The 16,053-nt window shown below is 70.5% G+C and carries 12 protein-coding genes; 6 read left to right on the top strand and 6 right to left on the bottom strand.

What is annotated here, in order from left to right:
- Nucleotides 1-117 precede the first annotated feature (117 nt).
- From ACIG3E_RS00985 to ACIG3E_RS00970, 4 genes are all read left to right on the top strand, one after another.
- On the top strand, nt 118-879 hold the full coding sequence (locus ACIG3E_RS00985; RefSeq protein ID WP_138961556.1) for an isoprenyl transferase: 762 nt from the start codon (nt 118-120) through the stop codon (nt 877-879).
- A 297-nt stretch (nt 880-1,176) separates the two neighbouring features.
- Nucleotides 1,177-2,499, top strand: coding sequence for a PhoH family protein (locus ACIG3E_RS00980; RefSeq protein ID WP_399609688.1), 1,323 nt, complete (start codon nt 1,177-1,179; stop codon nt 2,497-2,499).
- 456 nt (nt 2,500-2,955) lie between these two features.
- Nucleotides 2,956-3,714 (top strand): transglycosylase SLT domain-containing protein, encoded by a 759-nt coding sequence (locus ACIG3E_RS00975; RefSeq protein ID WP_171075844.1) that lies wholly within the window; start codon nt 2,956-2,958, stop codon nt 3,712-3,714.
- A gap of 135 nt (nt 3,715-3,849) precedes the next feature.
- Nucleotides 3,850-5,520, top strand: a complete 1,671-nt coding sequence (locus ACIG3E_RS00970) for an AI-2E family transporter (RefSeq protein ID WP_399609685.1) — start codon at nt 3,850-3,852, stop codon at nt 5,518-5,520.
- Nucleotides 5,521-5,680: 160 nt separating this feature from the next.
- Here ACIG3E_RS00970 and ACIG3E_RS00965 read toward each other — a convergent pair whose 3' ends face one another.
- Complete coding sequence (locus tag ACIG3E_RS00965; RefSeq protein ID WP_399609683.1) at nt 5,681-6,211, bottom strand: alkyl hydroperoxide reductase; 531 nt, start codon at nt 6,209-6,211, stop codon at nt 5,681-5,683.
- Nucleotides 6,212-6,213: 2 nt separating this feature from the next.
- Nucleotides 6,214-6,768, bottom strand: a complete 555-nt coding sequence (locus ACIG3E_RS00960; protein WP_399609681.1) for a peroxiredoxin — start codon at nt 6,766-6,768, stop codon at nt 6,214-6,216.
- 130 nt (nt 6,769-6,898) lie between these two features.
- On the opposite strand from ACIG3E_RS00960, the gene ACIG3E_RS00955 reads away from it, so the two are divergent.
- A complete protein-coding gene (locus ACIG3E_RS00955; protein ID WP_399609679.1) occupies nt 6,899-7,837 on the top strand; it encodes a LysR substrate-binding domain-containing protein in 939 nt (312 codons plus the stop codon).
- 148 nt (nt 7,838-7,985) lie between these two features.
- Here the strand turns inward: ACIG3E_RS00955 and ACIG3E_RS00950 are convergent, their stop codons facing one another.
- Genes ACIG3E_RS00950 through ACIG3E_RS00940 form a run of 3 tightly spaced genes read right to left on the bottom strand, consistent with a single transcriptional unit; the run spans nt 7,986 to nt 11,634 of the window.
- Nucleotides 7,986-10,427: an FtsX-like permease family protein gene (locus tag ACIG3E_RS00950; RefSeq protein WP_399609677.1), complete on the bottom strand. Its 2,442-nt coding sequence runs from the start codon at nt 10,425-10,427 to the stop codon at nt 7,986-7,988.
- Nucleotides 10,424-11,110 (bottom strand): ABC transporter ATP-binding protein, encoded by a 687-nt coding sequence (locus ACIG3E_RS00945; RefSeq protein WP_399609675.1) that lies wholly within the window; start codon nt 11,108-11,110, stop codon nt 10,424-10,426. Before ACIG3E_RS00945 ends, ACIG3E_RS00950 begins: the two co-directional genes overlap by 4 nt.
- Nucleotides 11,107-11,634 (bottom strand): PadR family transcriptional regulator, encoded by a 528-nt coding sequence (locus ACIG3E_RS00940; protein ID WP_030668264.1) that lies wholly within the window; start codon nt 11,632-11,634, stop codon nt 11,107-11,109. Before ACIG3E_RS00940 ends, ACIG3E_RS00945 begins: the two co-directional genes overlap by 4 nt.
- 333 nt (nt 11,635-11,967) lie before the next feature.
- On the opposite strand from ACIG3E_RS00940, the gene ACIG3E_RS00935 reads away from it, so the two are divergent.
- Complete coding sequence (locus tag ACIG3E_RS00935) at nt 11,968-14,433, top strand: transglycosylase domain-containing protein (RefSeq protein WP_399609672.1); 2,466 nt, start codon at nt 11,968-11,970, stop codon at nt 14,431-14,433.
- A 69-nt stretch (nt 14,434-14,502) separates the two neighbouring features.
- On the opposite strand, the gene ACIG3E_RS00930 is transcribed toward ACIG3E_RS00935, so the two are convergent.
- Nucleotides 14,503-15,975, bottom strand: coding sequence for a catalase (locus ACIG3E_RS00930; protein WP_399609670.1), 1,473 nt, complete (start codon nt 15,973-15,975; stop codon nt 14,503-14,505).
- Between the last annotated feature and the right edge of the window lie 78 nt (nt 15,976-16,053).

The raw sequence follows: 16,053 nt of genomic DNA, 5'->3' as shown, positions 1-16,053 counted from the left end.
CGCGGTCGTAACGGCACCCGGGCCGAGGGAGCGCCCGCGCAGCGGTACCCTTTCGGCTTCGGGGGCTGCCGTCGGGCCCCGGGGGCAGCGGCCGTCTTTCGTGAGAGGTGGAATCTCGTGAGCTTGCGCGACCTGGTGTACCGGCTGTACGCACACCGGGTGGAGGGCCGCCTCGACCACGCGCAGGTGCCCAAGCACATCGGCGTCATCCTCGACGGCAACCGCCGCTGGGCGAAGGCCTCCGGCGGCACCACCGCGCAGGGCCACCAGGCGGGCGCGTACAAGATCGAGGAGTTCCTCGGCTGGTGCGCCGAGACCGACGTCGAGGTCGTCACGCTGTGGATGCTGTCCACGGACAACCTCGACCGCCCCGACGAGGAGCTCGTCCCGCTCGTCGGCATCATCGAGGAGACGGTCCGCAGCCTCGCGGCCGACGGCCGCTGGCGCGTGCACCACGTGGGCACCCTCGACCTGCTCCCTGGCCGCACCCAGCGGGTCCTGAAGGAGGCCGAGCAGGCCACCGACACCAACACGGGGATACTCGTCAACGTCGCCGTCGGCTACGGCGGCCGCCAGGAGATCGCCGACGCCGTCCGCTCCCTGCTGCTCGACCACGCCGAGCGCGGCACCTCCATCGAGGACGTCGCCGACAGCGTCGACGTCGAACAGATCTCCAAGCACCTCTACACCAGCGGTCAGCCGGACCCCGACCTGGTGATCCGGACGAGTGGTGAACAGCGCCTCTCCGGCTTCATGCTCTGGCAGTCCGCTCACTCCGAGTACTACTTCTGCGAAGTCTTCTGGCCGGCGTTCCGGAAGGTGGACTTCCTGCGTGCGCTGCGCGATTACGCCGCGCGCCACCGCCGTTACGGTGGATGACGGACCGGGTGGACTGAGGACTCGGTAACCGGGAGTTAACCAACGCGCCGTCATATGCCATGGCATGGCTGCGCTTGTTCGAGGGAATAAGCCTTCCAGGTCGGCGTCCGACTCACGGGCGCCGTATCTCAGCGGGCGGCACGGGGCCGTCCGCCCGGGAGGCCCTTTGCGCAAGGACGACCGCGCGGTGAGCGCGGACGACACGGAGGGCCGGTGCCCGGCCCGCGCATGGGGGCCGCACACCGGCCCAGTTCCCTCCGTCGCTCCCCGACCTCATCCGAGGGGGTACGTCCTTCCGTGGTGACCAGCACGAAGCGCCAGCAAGGCCGGCGCACCTATGTTCTCGACACCAGCGTCCTGCTCGCCGACCCGAACGCGCTCGCGCGTTTCGACGAGCACGAAGTGGTGCTGCCGATCGTCGTAGTGACGGAGCTAGAGGCCAAGCGCCACCATCCCGAGCTCGGCTACTTCGCCCGGCAGGCCCTGCGCCTGCTCGACGACTTCCGCATCCGGTACGGACGCCTGGACGCGCCCATCCCGATCGGCAGCCTGGACGGGACGCTGCGCGTCGAGCTCAACCACTCCGACCCCGGCGTGCTCCCGGCCGGTTACCGCCTGGGCGACAACGACTCGCGGATCCTCGCCGTGGCCCGCAACCTCCAGGCCGAGGGATACGACGTCACCGTCGTCTCGAAGGACCTGCCGCTGCGGATCAAGGCGTCCTCCGTCGGCCTCCTCGCCGAGGAGTACCGCGCGGAGCTCGCCATCACGGACTCCTCCGGCTGGACCGGCATGTCCGAACTGACCCTCTCCGGTGAGCAGGTCGACCTCCTCTACGAGACGGAGACGCTGTACGTCCCCGAGGCGTCCGAGCTGCCCGTGCACACCGGCCTGACCATCCAGTCCGAGCGCGGCAAGGCGCTCGGCAGGGTCACGGCCGAGGGCACCGTCCGCCTGGTCCGGGGCGACCGCGAGGCCTTCGGCCTCAAGGGCCGCAGCGCCGAGCAGCGGGTCGCGCTCGACCTGCTCCTCGACCCGGACGTCGGCATCGTCTCGATGGGCGGCCGCGCGGGCACCGGCAAGTCCGCGCTCGCGCTCTGCGCGGGCCTGGAGGCCGTCCTGGAGCGGCGCCAGCACCAGAAGGTGATGGTCTTCCGGCCGCTGTACGCGGTGGGCGGGCAGGAGCTCGGCTATCTGCCCGGCACCGAGGCCGAGAAGATGGGGCCCTGGGCGCAGGCCGTCTTCGACACGCTCGGCTCGGTCGCGGGCAAGGAGGTCATCGAGGAGGTGTCGGCGCGGGGCATGCTGGAGGTCCTGCCGCTCACGCACATCCGGGGCCGCTCCCTCCACGACGCCTTCGTCATCGTGGACGAGGCCCAGTCCCTGGAGCGGAACGTCCTCCTGACGGTCCTGTCCCGGATCGGGGCGAACTCACGCGTCGTCCTCACCCACGACGTCGCCCAGCGCGACAACCTCCGGGTCGGGCGGTACGACGGGGTGGTCGCCGTCATCGAGAAGCTGAAGGGGCATCCGCTCTTCGCCCATGTGACGCTCACGCGCTCGGAGCGCTCGCAGATCGCGGCCCTGGTGACGGAGATGCTGGAGGACAGTCAGATCTGACCGTTTCGCCCGAAGCGCGAAAATCCCCCGTTCCGCGCGGAACGGGGGATTTTCGCGCTTCGCGGCTGAGGTGCGGTCAATTGCTCCTGGGGCGGCGGCGATTGGCCGCGACCGGAGGAGCGAGCGAGCCTAGTGGGGTCACGGGCCTCCGCGTCTGTGTTTCCGTAAAACTGCTGGGACAAACGGGATGTGAGCTTTCCCACGCAACTCGGAATTGCCTCCCGGCGTCTCGCTACGGCAGAGTCTGGGTCCTGTCAGGCCCCGCATACGGCACTCCTGTACCCCCAGCGGTACGGAACAACAGAACTTCATAGTGGTCGCCGTATGCCGCCCGAGCACCACGCGGCGCTCCCGTCAAGGGAGTTGTCCACCGGGCCCGCGCCTCCCGTGACCGAGCAGCAAGCGGAGGCCAGCGTCAGGGGCACGATTGCGTCCGCGAGGTCACCTATGCGGGCGATGCTGGAAGGAAACCGTGTGAGCCGGATTTCGGTCCGGGGATTCGCAGTGGCGTCGGCCACCGCGGTCACCACCGTCGGCGCCGTCGTGGGCGTTGCCTCGGGCAACACCCCGTCCTCGAACTCGAACGACCTCGAGGCGACGGCCAGCGACTCGACTCTCCTCGCAGACATCCCCGCCGGCGAGCAGGCCCAGGTGCAGACCACTTCGGTGGCGCAGCAGGCCGACGCCCAGGCGATGGCCGCCGACTCGGCCGCGAAGAAGTCCGCCGCCGAGGCCGCCCGCGTCCAGGCCGCCAAGAACGCCGTGGCCAAGCAGAAGGCCGCGAAGCAGGCGGAAGCGGACAAGAAGGCCGCCGCCAAGGAAGCCGCGGAGAAGAAGAAGCAGCAGGAGAAGGAGCGCCTGGAGAACAAGGCGAGCCGTTCCTCCTCGCGCGACGCCTCCGACTTCGCCCCGCAGAGCTCCTACACGGTGGCCCAGGTCCAGGCGATGGCCCGGCAGATGGTCCCCGCGGGCCAGTTCCAGTGCTTCAGCAACATCGTGAACCACGAGTCCACGTGGAACTACCGCGCCACCAACGCCTCCTCCGGCGCCTACGGCCTCGTCCAGGCGCTGCCCGGCTCCAAGATGTCCTCGGCGGGTGCCGACTGGCGCACCAACCCGGCCACGCAGATCAAGTGGGGCCTCAACTACATGAACGACCGCTACGGCAGCCCGTGCGGAGCCTGGAGCTTCTGGCAGGCGAACAACTGGTACTGAGCGATCACGCTCAACCTGGCGCAGCCCCTCATCGTCCTACGGTGGGGGGCTTCGCCATGTACGGTCGGTTCGAACGCCCCAGCGGGTACGACCGGGGCTTCCGGTGGGGAATGAGCGGGGGGAAGAGGACGGATCATGTCGCGAGTTCCAGGGTGGCGCCGACGCGTCGGCGCGGGCCTGACCAGGCTGGGTGAACGCCTGGACACGGGCCGCGCCCAGGGTGCCCCGGACACCCCCGAACCGGCGTCGGCCACGGCCGGACGGGACGAGCCGCCCGGCGCGTCCGCCCTGTCCGACGCGTCTCGTACGTCCGACGTATCCGCTGCGTCAGGCGTGCCCGTCGGTGGCGTGACCGCCGAGGGCTCCGCTCCCGAACCCGGCGAGGGCTCCGCTCCCGAACCCGCCGAGGACGTCACGCCCGACGGCGCGCACGCGCGCGCGGACGACTCCGCGCCCGCCGCGCGCCCCGCCCCCGTGGACACCGCCCCCACCGGGGAGCCCGCCCCGGCGGGCCCCAAGCTGTCGCTGCGCAAGCGGTACGCCGACATGGTGCGGCACGCCGCCGACGCCCGCGCCGACGCCGAGGGCCGGGACGAGGAGCCGGCCGACGCGGCCGCCGACCACGTGCCCGCGCCGCCCGCCTACGCCCCCGCCATCGCGGCGCGGCCCGACCCCGTGGCCGCCGTGCCGTGGGGCGTGCGGGTCGCCGCCGAGGCCGGGTGGCGGCTGCTCGTGCTCGCGGGCACGGTCTGGGTCCTGATGAAGGTCATCAGCGCGGTCCAGCTCGTCGTGTTCGCCTTCGTCGCCGCGCTGCTCATCACGGCGCTGCTCCAGCCGACCGTGGCCCGGCTCAGCAGGCTCGGCCTGCCGCGCGGGCTCGCCACGATGGTCACCGCCGTACTCGGCTTCGTGATCATGGGCCTGGTGGGCTGGTTCGTGGTCTGGCAGGTCATGGAGAACGTCGACACGCTCTCCAGCCAGATCCAGGACGGCATCGAGGACCTGCGCAAGTGGCTGCTCAACAGCCCCTTCCACGTCACCGAGGACCAGATCAACGACATCGCGAAGAGCCTGCGCGAGGCGGTGGGCGCGAACTCCGAGGAGATCACCTCCGCGAGCCTCGAAGGCGTCACCGTCATCATGGAGGCCCTGACCGGCATCCTCCTCGCGGTCTTCTCCACGCTCTTCCTGCTGTACGACGGCCCGCGCATCTGGAAGTGGTTCCTGCGGCTCGTGCCCGCCGCGGCCCGGCCCGGCGTCGCGGGGGCGGGGCCGCAGGCGTGGCGCACCCTCACCGCGTATGTGCGGGGCACGGTGATAGTGGCCCTCATCGACGCGGTCTTCATCGGGCTCGGGATCTACTTCCTGGGCGTGCCGATGGCGGTGCCGCTGGCCGTCTTCATCTTCCTGTTCGCGTTCATCCCGCTGGTGGGCGCGGTGATCTCGGGCGCGCTCGCGGTCGTCGTCGCGCTGGTCACGCAGGGCGTGTTCACGGCCGTGATGTCGCTCGTGGTGGTCCTCGCGGTGCAGCAGATCGAGGGGCACATCCTCCAGCCGTTCATCCTCGGCCGCGCGGTGCGGGTGCATCCGCTGGCCGTGGTGCTCTCGGTGGCCGCGGGCGGGATGGTGGCCGGGATCGGGGGAGCGGTGGTGGCCGTGCCGCTCGTCGCCGTGACGAACACGGTGGTCGGGCACTTGCGTGCCTACTCCCGGGAGGTGGCCCTGCGCCAGGCCGAAGCGGTGGCGGACCCGGCTCCCGCACCGGAGCGGGTGGCTTCCCCACCCACCCGCCCTTCCTCTGGCTGACGGCTGCGCCGCGTCGTCGGCTGTCTGCTGGTCCGTTGTGGCTGGTCGCGCAGTTCCCCGCGCCCCTACGGGGCCCTCCCGTACGGGGCCGGTCACGCCGAAGGGCCCCACTCGTGGGAAGCGAGTGGGGCCCTTCGGGATGTACAGGCAAGCGCGGCCGCTAGGCCAGGTGGGCCTCGGACTCCAGGGTGACGCCGACGGCCTGGATCACGGAGGCGATCTTGACGGCTTCCTGGATCGTCTCGCGGTCCACACCGGCCTTGCGCAGCACCTGCTCGTGCGAGTCGAGGCACATGCCGCAGCCGTTGATCGCGGAGACCGCGAGCGACCAGAGCTCGAAGTCGACCTTCTCCACGCCCGGGTTGCCGATGACGTTCATCCGCAGGCCCGCGCGCAGCGTCCCGTACTCCGGGTCGGAGAGCAGGTGGCGCGTGCGGTAGAAGACGTTGTTCATCGCCATGATGGCGGCCGCGGACTTGGCCGCGGTGTACGCCTCCGGCGAGAGGTTCGCCTTCGCCTCGGGCTCCAGCTCGCGCAGCACCTGCGCGGAGCGCGAGGCGATCGCGCAGGCGAGCACCGTGCCCCACAGCTGCTGCTTGGGCAGCTCGGAGTTGCCGATGACCGAGCCGAGGTTCAGCTTCAGGTCCTTGGCGTAGTCCGGGACGGCGGCCTTCAGCTCATCGAGGGCCATGCTCACTCACCGGCCAGGAGCGCGACCGGGTCCAGGGTGTCCTCGCCCTTGCTCCAGTTGCAGGGGCACAGCTCGTCCGTCTGGAGAGCGTCGAGGACCCGCAGGACCTCCTTGGGGTTACGGCCGACGGAACCGGCGGTCACCATCGTGAACTGGATCTCGTTGTTCTGGTCGACGATGAAGACGGCGCGCTGCGCGAAGCCGTCCTCGCCCTCGATGCCGAGCGCGCGCATGAGCTCGTGCTTGGAGTCGGCCAGCATCGGGAAGGGCAGGTCACGCAGGTCGTCGTGGTCCTTGCGCCAGGCGTGGTGCACGAACTCGGAGTCGCCGGAGAAGCCGAGGACCTGGGCGTCACGGTCGGCGAACTCGTCGTTCAGCTTGCCGAAGGCGGCGATCTCGGTCGGGCACACGAAGGTGAAGTCCTTGGGCCACGCGAAGACGATCTTCCACTTGCCCTCGTAGGTCTTGTGGTTGATCTGCTCGAACTCCTTGCCCTTCTCCAGCGAGACACAGGCAGTCAGGTCGAACTCGGGGAACTTGTCACCGACAGTGAGCACGCGCACTCCTTGCAGCGGAGGAAACCCCGGTCGAGGGCTTCCAAGGGGTTGGACTCCAATGATCGTGGCACAGGGTGCATTGATTAGGGAAATAGCTACACTGGGTCTCGTTGATTGGAGGTGGCTATCAGTGGCTGCCGTAAGTAGGGGCAAGCAGCCCAGCCTGGCGCAGCTGCGCGCCTTCGCCGCCGTCGCCGAGCACCTGCACTTCCGGGACGCCGCCGCGGCGATCGGGATGAGCCAGCCCGCGCTCTCCGGCGCCGTCTCCGCCCTGGAGGAGGCACTGGGTGTCCAGCTCCTGGAGCGGACCACCCGCAAGGTGCTGCTCTCCCCGGCCGGGGAGCGGCTCGCCGTGCGCGCCAAGGCCGTCCTCGGCGAGGTCGAGGCGCTCCTGGAGGAGGCGGACGCCGTGAAGGCGCCGTTCACGGGCGCGCTCCGGCTCGGCGTGATCCCGACCGTGGCGCCCTATCTGCTGCCGACGGTGCTCGCCCTCGTCCACGAGAGGTATCCGGACCTGGATCTCCAGGTGCACGAGGAGCAGACCTCGTCGCTCCTCGAAGGCCTGGCCGCGGGGCGCCTGGACCTGCTGCTCCTCGCGGTGCCGCTCGGGGTGCCCGGCGTCACCGAACTGCCCCTGTTCGACGAGGACTTCGTCCTGGTCACCCCGCTCGACCACTGGCTCGGCGGCCGCGAGGGGATCCCCCGCGAGGCGCTGCGGGAGCTGAACCTGCTGCTCCTCGACGAGGGCCACTGCCTGCGCGACCAGGCCCTGGACATCTGCCGCGAGGCGGGTCGCGCCGACGCCCCTGTCACCACGACCGCCGCGGGGCTCTCCACCCTGGTGCAGCTCGTGGCCGGTGGGCTCGGCGTGACGCTCCTGCCGCGGACCGCCGTGCGCGTCGAGACCAGCCGCAGCAGCCAGTTGCTCACCGGGTACTTCGCCGACCCCGCGCCCACCCGGCGCGTCGCCCTCGCGATGCGCTCGGGCGCGGCCCGCGCCGCGGAGTACGCGGAACTGGCCGAAGCACTGCGGGGGGCCTTGCGGCCGCTGCCCGTGCGGGTGCTCTAAGCGCTTCGCTGGAATGGCCGCGATGGGCTGTCGATCGCCTGCGGGGCCGTCGTGGCTGGTCGCGCAGTTCCCCGCGCCCCTTCGGGGCGCTGCCGCACGCGCTGGGGGCGGGAGTTCATGAACTCCCGCCCCCAGCGCCGCACTCGCGTCACTCCGTGCGCAAGCCGTCCGGCCGCATCATCCGCCACAGCGGCGGCAGGCTCAGGGCCGTCACGACGGCCACCAGGACCGCGCCCGCGCCCGCCAGCGGGATGAACACCAGCCAGTCCGTGACCTGCTTGGCGATCATGCGGCACATCACGGTACCGAGGGCCAGGCCGCCGACGACGGCGAGGCCGAGGCCGAGGGCCACGGGGATGGCGGTCTGCCACAGGACCGACCAGCCCATCGAGGCGCGCCGGGTGCCGAAGGCGGTCAGGGCCGCGAGGAGGCGCTTGCGCTCCCGCAGTTGCTCCAGCATCGACACCAGCATGGACGCGGCGATCAGCATCATCGTGGCGATGGCCCCGGCCTGCAGGCCCTTCTGGACGGACGCGTACTGCTTGTCGCGGTCCATCATCTCGATGGTCCCCACGCGCACCAGCGGATCCATGCGGGCCGCGGCGTTGCGCACGTACTCCTCGGCGTCCGGCACGCTCCGGTCGATCTGGACCATGGCGTTGGTCGAGGCGTCGGCCATGCGGTCCACGTCGAGGGCGCGCGGCGTCGCGAAGACGCCGTAGTACTTGTCGCCCACCGGGTCGGGTCTGGCCTCCACGGTGCGCGTCGACTTCGGCAGCGTCCACGGGGAGCTCTTGCCGCGCGGCTCGCCGTCGTAGTCGTTCCAGGCGCCGGAGTTGAGGTCAATCTTCCTGCCGGGGGCGGCCACCAAGTCGACCTGCGTGTTCCCCTGCTGGCCCCCGGCGTGGACGATGAACGTGTCCCCGTTCGCGCAGGACTTGACGTGGGCCAGTTCGCGCAGCGTCTCGCAGGTGCCGACGCGCAGCTCCGCGGTGGGCCGGAAGCCGTCGGACTCCTGGCCCTTCGGCAGCTTTCCGGGCCTGACGACGTACGACGAGACGCTGCCCATGACGTTCTTGACGCCCTTGGTGGCGCGGAAGTCGTCGATCATGCGCTGGGCGAGCGCGCCGCTGGCCTGCGGTGAGACCACGCTGAGCTGGGCGCGGCGCGGGTCGTTGTCCGTGACGGTGTTGAAGTCGTCGTGCATGGACGCGAAGAGCATCTGCAGGGCGACCGCGCCCGCCACCGCGACCGTGATGCCGCTGACCGCGCGGGCCGCCGTACCGCTGCTCAACTGCAGTCGGCGGGTGGCCAGCTGCCAGGGCACGGGCCCGCCGCGCAGCTTGGCCACGGCGGCCTCGACGAGCCAGGGCAGCAGCGTGGCGAGACCCACCAGGGCGAGGGTCGCGCCGACGGCGATGACGTAGACGTGCACGTCGGCCGTGGTGGACTCGCTGGAGATGCGTTCCTGGCCGAGCAGGATCCCAAGGCCAAGGACCGGGAGCAGCAGCCGCCACCACAGGCGGCGCTTGCGCGGCGCCGAGCTGCGCACGACGCCCAGCGGCTCGATGGCGACCGAGCGCAGCGACACCAGGGTGACGAGCACCGCGGAGACGGGCACGGCCACGAGGATCAGCGCGGTGAGCCCCGGCAGCGGCACCATGTCGGAGGGGAAGGCGCTGACCTTCCAGATGTCGACCATGCCGACGAGCTGCCGGGCGAGCAGGAAGAACACGGCGCCCGCGACGAGCCCGAGCAGCGCCCCGCACAGGGCTTCGCCCGCCGCGATCCGCCGCACCGCACGGCGGTCGGCGCCGACCAGGCGCAGCGCGGCGAGCCGCTGGTCGCGGCGCTCACCGCCGAAGCGGACGGCGGTGCCGATGAAGATGAGCACCGGGGTGAGCAGCACCACGCAGATCAGGACGATGAGGACGACCAGGAGCGGGTCGAGGGGCTCGGCGGGTTCCTTGTAGCCGAAGGACGGTGTGCGGTAGGCGCCGTCGGCCTTGGTCAGGGTGTCGGAGCCGAGGTAGTAGTACAGCTCCTTGGGGTGCATCAGACCCGCGTCGCCGATGGTGCCCACCTGGCGGTACTGGCTGAAGCGCTCCTTGAGGAGCTTGCCGCCGGAGCCGTTCATCAGGTCCCGCAGGGCGGGCGAGACGACCATTTCGCCCGCCTTGGGCAGGGCGTCGAGGCCCGGCGGGAGCACCGGGTGGGAGCCGTCCGCGCGCAGCATGCGCCCGGCGATCTCGGAGTTGCGGAAGTCCGTACTGATGTTGATGGACAGGACCGTCGTGTCGCCGGGCTTGACCTGCTTGCCGTCCATCTCGGTGAGCGGGGTGCGCGCCGTGGAGCGGGCGTCGCGCTTGTTCAGCATGTCCGGCACGGACGCGGCGCCGAGCAGCAGTGCCACGCCGAGGCCCACGCCGACGGCGGTGAGGATCGTGCGGGTCCAGCCCTGGCGGCCGCCGCCGATCGCGAAGCGCAGGCCTAGGGCCAGGTCGCGGACCCAGGCGCGGGCGCCGGTGGGGCCGGGGTGCGGGGCGGCGGGGGTCTCGGCCACGGACGGTTTGGTCCGCGTCGTACTCATACGAGGCGCTCCATGTCCCGGGACTTGCCGTCGCGGACGACGATCTCGCGGTCGGAGTACGCGGCGACGCGGGTCTCGTGCGTGACCAGGACGACGGCGGCGTTGGTGGACCGGGCGGCGTCGGTGAGCAGCTCCATCACGCGCTCGCCGTTGAGCGAGTCGAGCGCGCCCGTGGGCTCGTCGGCGAAGATCACGCGCGGGCTGGTGGCGAGCGCGCGGGCCACGGCGACGCGCTGGCCCTGGCCCCCGGAGACCTCGCCGGGCCGCTTGGCGCGCACGTCGTCGACCTCCAGGCGCTCCATCCAGGTCAGGGCGGTGCGCTCGGCGTCCTTGCGCTTCGCGCCGTTGAGCCGCAGCGGAAGCGCCACGTTCTCGACGCAGGTCAGCTCCGGCACGAGCTGCCCGAACTGGAAGACGAAGCCGAACTCGCTGCGCCGCAGCGCGCTCAGTGCCGTGTCCGTCATCGACGTCAATGAGTGGCCGTGGTACGAGATTTCGCCCGCGTCGGGACGCACGATTCCGGCGAGGCAGTGCAGCAGCGTGGACTTGCCGGAGCCGGAGGGGCCCATGACGGCGACGACCTCGCCGGGATGTATGGAGAACGCGGCGTCGTCGAGCGCGGTCGTGGGCCCGTAGGCCTTGCGCAGCCCGTGGGCGGTGAGCAGGGAACCGGCGGGGGTCATGCGGGGAGCACCTCCTTGGCGAGCCTGCCGAGGCGCGCACTTGTCAGTTCGAGCCAGCGCAGGTCGGCTTCGAGGTGGAACAGGGCGTGGTCGCAGATCAGCTGGTCGGCGAGGTCGCCCTTGCGCTTGCGGTCGGTGAGGATGCGCATCATGCGCAGGTGCTCGGACCGCTGGGTGTCGAGGATGTCGGCGGCGTCCCGGTGCGTGAGCAGGGCGAGGACGACCTTGGTGTACAGCGTCGACTGGAGGTACGGCTCCGGCTTCTCCGGCGTCGCGAGCCACCGCTGGACATCGGTGATGCCCGCCTCGGTGATGGCGTAGCGCTTGCGCTCGGGGCCGTCGCCCGCCTCTATGCCGTCGACCTCGACGAGGCCGTTCTTCAGCAGGCGCGACATGGTCGAGTAGACCTGGCCGTAGTGCAGCGGCTTGTCGTGCCCGAACTTCTCGTCGAAGGCGCGCTTGAGGTCGTAGCCGTGGCGCGGGCCGGACTCAAGGAGGCCGAGGAGGGTGTGACCGATGGACATGCGGAGCACTATACACACCACGTATACGTGGTGTGTATACGTGGTGTGTGTAGCCGGGGCGGGGGCCGCTCGGGGTCGGTGGGTGTGACCACCCCGGCAGAAAAGGCAGGCAACCGTCCGCGCTTCCGAGGAGTCGATTCCGGTGGAGTGGCAAGGGTTCCCTTGGCGCGGGTGCTCATTGTCACGTCCGGAAAAGACCGGATTGGGCGCCTTTTGTCCTCGGGTGCGGTGTTAGCTTCGTGAGCTGACCTGACCCGTGCGTGCGGTACGAGACGTACGCGGCGTACGAGCGGCACGAGACGGATACGACGAAGAAGCGGAGCGACGACAGTCATGGGCCGAGCGGAAGAGCGAAAAGCGCGGCAGCGCGATGCGCGCCGGGCAGCGCGCGGCCGCCCGCCCGGCGGCGCCCCGGCCCCCGGCACGCCCGCCGACGCCGGTTCCAGCCCCGCCGAGGGCGCACCGGCGGGCACCGGGCCCGGCTCGGGCTCCGGCGACTCCGGCGGCGCCACCCCGGCGCGGCGCACGCGCGGCGGCAAGGCCAAGCCCAAGCGCACCGGCATCCGCCGCTTCTTCACCTGGAAGAAGCTCGTGGGCTACGTCTTCGGCTTCGTCCTGCTCGGCATGCTCGGCTTCGTCGTGCTCTACCTGGTGGTGGACATACCCAAGGGCAACGCCCTGGCGAAGAAGCAGAGCAACATCATCAAGTACAGCGACGGCGAGGTCCTGTACCGCGACGGCGAGGTCAACCGCGAGATCGTCGACCTCGACAAGATCCCCAAGAAGGTGCAGCGCACCTTCGTCGCCGCCGAGAACAAGTCCTTCTACAACGACACGGGCATCGACTTCAAGGGCACCGCCCGCGGCGTGATCAACACGCTCTCCGGCAAGGGCAAGCAGGGCGGCTCGACGATCACCCAGCAGTACGTCAAGAACTACTACCTGTCGCAGGAACAGACCGTCACGCGCAAGCTCAAAGAGCTGGTCATCTCGCTGAAGGTGGACCGCGAGAAGAGCAAGGACGACATCCTCGCGGGCTACATCAACACCAGCTACTACGGTCGCGGCGCGTACGGCATCCAGGCCGCCGCCCAGGCCTACTACGGCGTCGACGCCGCGCGGCTGAACGTCTCGCAGGGCGCCTACCTCGCGGCCCTGCTCCAGGCGCCGAGCTCCTACGACTGGGCCACCGCGACGCCCACCGCCAAGAAGCTGGTCAAGGAGCGCTGGAACTACGTCCTGGACAACATGGTCGAGGAGGGCTGGCTCGACTCCGGCGAGCGCGTCGGCCTGAAGTTCCCCTACCCGCACGCGCCGAAGGTCGCGCCCGGCATGAAGGGGCAGACCGGCTATCTGGTGCAGTTCGCCAACGAGATCGTCCAGCGGCAGCTGGTGGAGCAGGGCTACACCAAGTCCGAGGCCGAGGCGCAGCTCAAGGCCGGCGGCTACACCATCACGCTGAACATCGACCGCAAGAAGCAGCGCGCCCTGGAGAAGGCCGTCGAGCGCAGGCTCGACGACCGCCTCGACCCGAAGAAGAGCAAGGCCGACGCGCGCGTGCAGGCGGGCGCGGTGTCCGTGAACCCGAAGACCGGCGCGATCGTCGCGATGTACGGCGGCCGCGACTATCTGAAGCACTTCAGGAACAACGCGACCCGCACCGACTACCAGCCCGCCTCCACCTTCAAGCCGCTGATACTCGCCGCCGCCCTGGAGAAGGGCGCCACCACCCAGGACGGCAAGCCGATCACGGCGAACACGATCTACAGCGGCCGCAGCGAGCGCCCCGTCAAGGGCAGCGACATCGCCTTCGCGCCGCCGAACGAGGACGACCAGTCGTACGGCCCCATCACCGTGCAGACCGCGATGAACAAGTCCGTCAACTCCGTGTTCGCGCAGATGGGCGTGGACGTGAAGATGGACAAGGTCCTGGAGGTCGCGGGCAAGCTCGGCATGAGCACCAAGGGCCTGCCCGCCGTGCCCGCGCAGACGCTCGGCACGATGGGCGCGAGCCCCCTGGAGATGGCCGGGGCGTACGCGACGCTCGACAACCACGGCAAGCTGGTCACCCCGCGGCTCGTGAAGTCCGTCGAGCACCGGGACCGGACCGTCGACCTGCCGGACGCGATCGGCGACCAGGTCATCAGCCGGGGCGCGGCCGACTCGGTGACGTCGGTGCTCACCGGCGTGGTCGACGACGGCACCGCCCGCACGTCCGTGCGGGACGCGCCCACCCGCAAGGGCCAGCAGGTCGCGGGCAAGACCGGTACGTCCGACGACAACAAGTCGGCCTGGTTCGTGGGCTACACGCCGAAGCTGGTCACCTCGGTCGGCCTGTTCGGCGAGCAGCCCAAGGACGACGGCGAGGTCAAGCGGGGCACCCAGGTGTCCATGCGCGGCGCGGGCGGCAAGCCCCGCGTCGACGGCGGCAGCTTCCCGGCCGAGATATGGGCGGCGTACACCTTCGAGGCGACCGGCTCGCGCACCAAGTTCAAGCTGGACACCGACATGGGTGCCGCCGTCGCGCCGCCGCCCGACCCGACCACGCGGGCCCCGCAGACCCCGGCGACACGGCCCAGCGAGCCGGACGAGAAGGACAAGCCGAGCACCAAGCCGCCGTCGACGAAGCCCCCGACGACCGAGCCGCCGTCGACGAAGCCGCCGACGACCCCGCCGCCCACGGACCCGACGACGAAGCCGCCGACGACCCCGCCGACGACGCCGACGTCGCCCACCTTCGGGATCCCGGACGACCCGGACGACCGGCGGGCCGACAGATCGTCGCGCTCGGACGAATAGCGGCGGAGACGGAAGCAGACACGGAAGGTGCCCGGAACCACACGGTTCCGGGCACCTTCCGCATCCGGGTCAGCTCGCTCCCGCGCCGTTGACCCGCGCCGCGACCTTGTCGCCGAGGTCCTTGTCCACGCTGCGCCAGTAGCGCAGCGCCCGGTCGAGGACCGGCCGGGAGACGCCGTCGAGCAGATGCCCGCTGATGTTCGCCACCAGGCGCTCGCGCGCCGCGTCGTCGAGCACCTCGCGCACCATCGTGCCCGGCTGCCCGAAGTCGTCGTCCTCGCGGTGCGGCTTGTACGCCTCGCGCACCATCTCGCCCGCGGTCCGCCAGCCCGCCGGGTCGACGGCCTCCTGGACGGGGGCGGCCGGGCCGCCGTACGAGTTGGGCGCGTACGGGCGCGCGACGTTCGCCGGCTCGTAGCGCATCGGGCCGTCCTTCGCGTACGAGCGGACGCCGGAGCGCGGGCGGTTCGGCGGCAGCTGCTGGTAGTTGGGCCCGATGCGGTAGCGGTGCGTGTCCGGATACGAGAACAGGCGGCCGAGCAGCATCTTGTCCGGGGAGGGGCCGATGCCCGGCACCATGCTGGACGGCTCGAACGCGGCCTGCTCGATGTGGACGAAGTAGTCCTCGGGGTTCTCGTTCAGGGTCATCCGGCCGACCTCGATGAGCGGGTAGTCGCCGTGCGGCCACACCTTCGTCAGGTCGAACGGGTTGAAGCGGTAGTCCGGCGCGTCGTCGAACGGCATGACCTGGACCTTGAGCGTCCAGCTCGGATGGTCTCCCCGCCGAATCGACTCGAACAGATCCCGGCGGTGCAGGTCGCCGTCCTTGCCCGCGAGGTCGTCCGCCTCGTCCTGGGTGAGGAAGTCGATGCCCTGGTCGGTCTTGAAGTGGTACTTCACCCAGAACTTCTCGCCGCCGCCGTTGATCCACATATAGGTGTGCGACGAGTAGCCGTTCATGTGGCGGTACGTCTTCGGGATGCCGCGGTCGCCCATGAGCCAGGTGACCATGTGCGCGGACTCCGGCGACAGGGTCCAGAAGTCCCACTGCATGTCGTGGTCGCGCACCGCGCTGTCGAGGGTGCGCTTCTGCGAGCGGATGAAGTCCTGGAACTTCTGCGGGTCGCGCACGAAGAACACGGGGGTGTTGTTGCCCACCAGGTCGTAGTTGCCGTGCTCCGTGTAGAACTTCAGCGCGAAGCCGCGCGGGTCGCGCCAGGTGTCGGGGGAGCCCTGCTCGCCCGCCACGGTGGAGAAGCGGGCCAGCATCTGCGTGCGCTTGCCCGGCTGGAAAAGATCGGCCTTGGTGAACTGGCTGACGTCGTTGGTGACCTCGAACGTCCCGTACGCGCCCGAGCCCTTGGCGTGCACCACGCGCTCGGGCACCCGTTCGCGGTTGAACTGGGCCATCTTCTCGATCAGATAGTGATCCTGGAGCAGGATCGGGCCGTTCGCGTCGACGGTCAGCGAGTGCTCGTCGCTCTCGACCGGAATGCCTGCGTTGTCGGTGGTGGGGGGAACCTTGCGGGGCGCCTCGCTCACGAGCGTCCTCCCGTCGCGAAGGGGGGTCAGGTCGCTTCGGTCACCACGCCAGTCAACGACGCCGACAAGGCGTCGGCA

It is taken from the genome of Streptomyces sp. NPDC053474 (genome assembly GCF_044544845.1).
GTDB lineage: Bacteria > Actinomycetota > Actinomycetes > Streptomycetales > Streptomycetaceae > Streptomyces.
Note: the sequence above shows the minus strand (reverse complement) of the source record. Positions and strands in the feature narration are given on the sequence as shown.

Coding starts and splice junctions, on each gene's coding strand:
- ACIG3E_RS00975 (WP_171075844.1), top strand. CDS start 2,956: ATGCTGGAAGGAAACCGTGTGAGCCGGATTTCGGTCCGGGGATTCGCA.
- ACIG3E_RS00970 (WP_399609685.1), top strand. CDS start 3,850: ATGTCGCGAGTTCCAGGGTGGCGCCGACGCGTCGGCGCGGGCCTGACC.
- ACIG3E_RS00965 (WP_399609683.1), bottom strand. CDS start 6,211: ATGGCCCTCGATGAGCTGAAGGCCGCCGTCCCGGACTACGCCAAGGAC.
- ACIG3E_RS00945 (WP_399609675.1), bottom strand. CDS start 11,110: ATGACCCCCGCCGGTTCCCTGCTCACCGCCCACGGGCTGCGCAAGGCC.
- ACIG3E_RS00935 (WP_399609672.1), top strand. CDS start 11,968: ATGGGCCGAGCGGAAGAGCGAAAAGCGCGGCAGCGCGATGCGCGCCGG.
- ACIG3E_RS00950 (WP_399609677.1), bottom strand. CDS start 10,427: ATGAGTACGACGCGGACCAAACCGTCCGTGGCCGAGACCCCCGCCGCC.
- ACIG3E_RS00940 (WP_030668264.1), bottom strand. CDS start 11,634: ATGTCCATCGGTCACACCCTCCTCGGCCTCCTTGAGTCCGGCCCGCGC.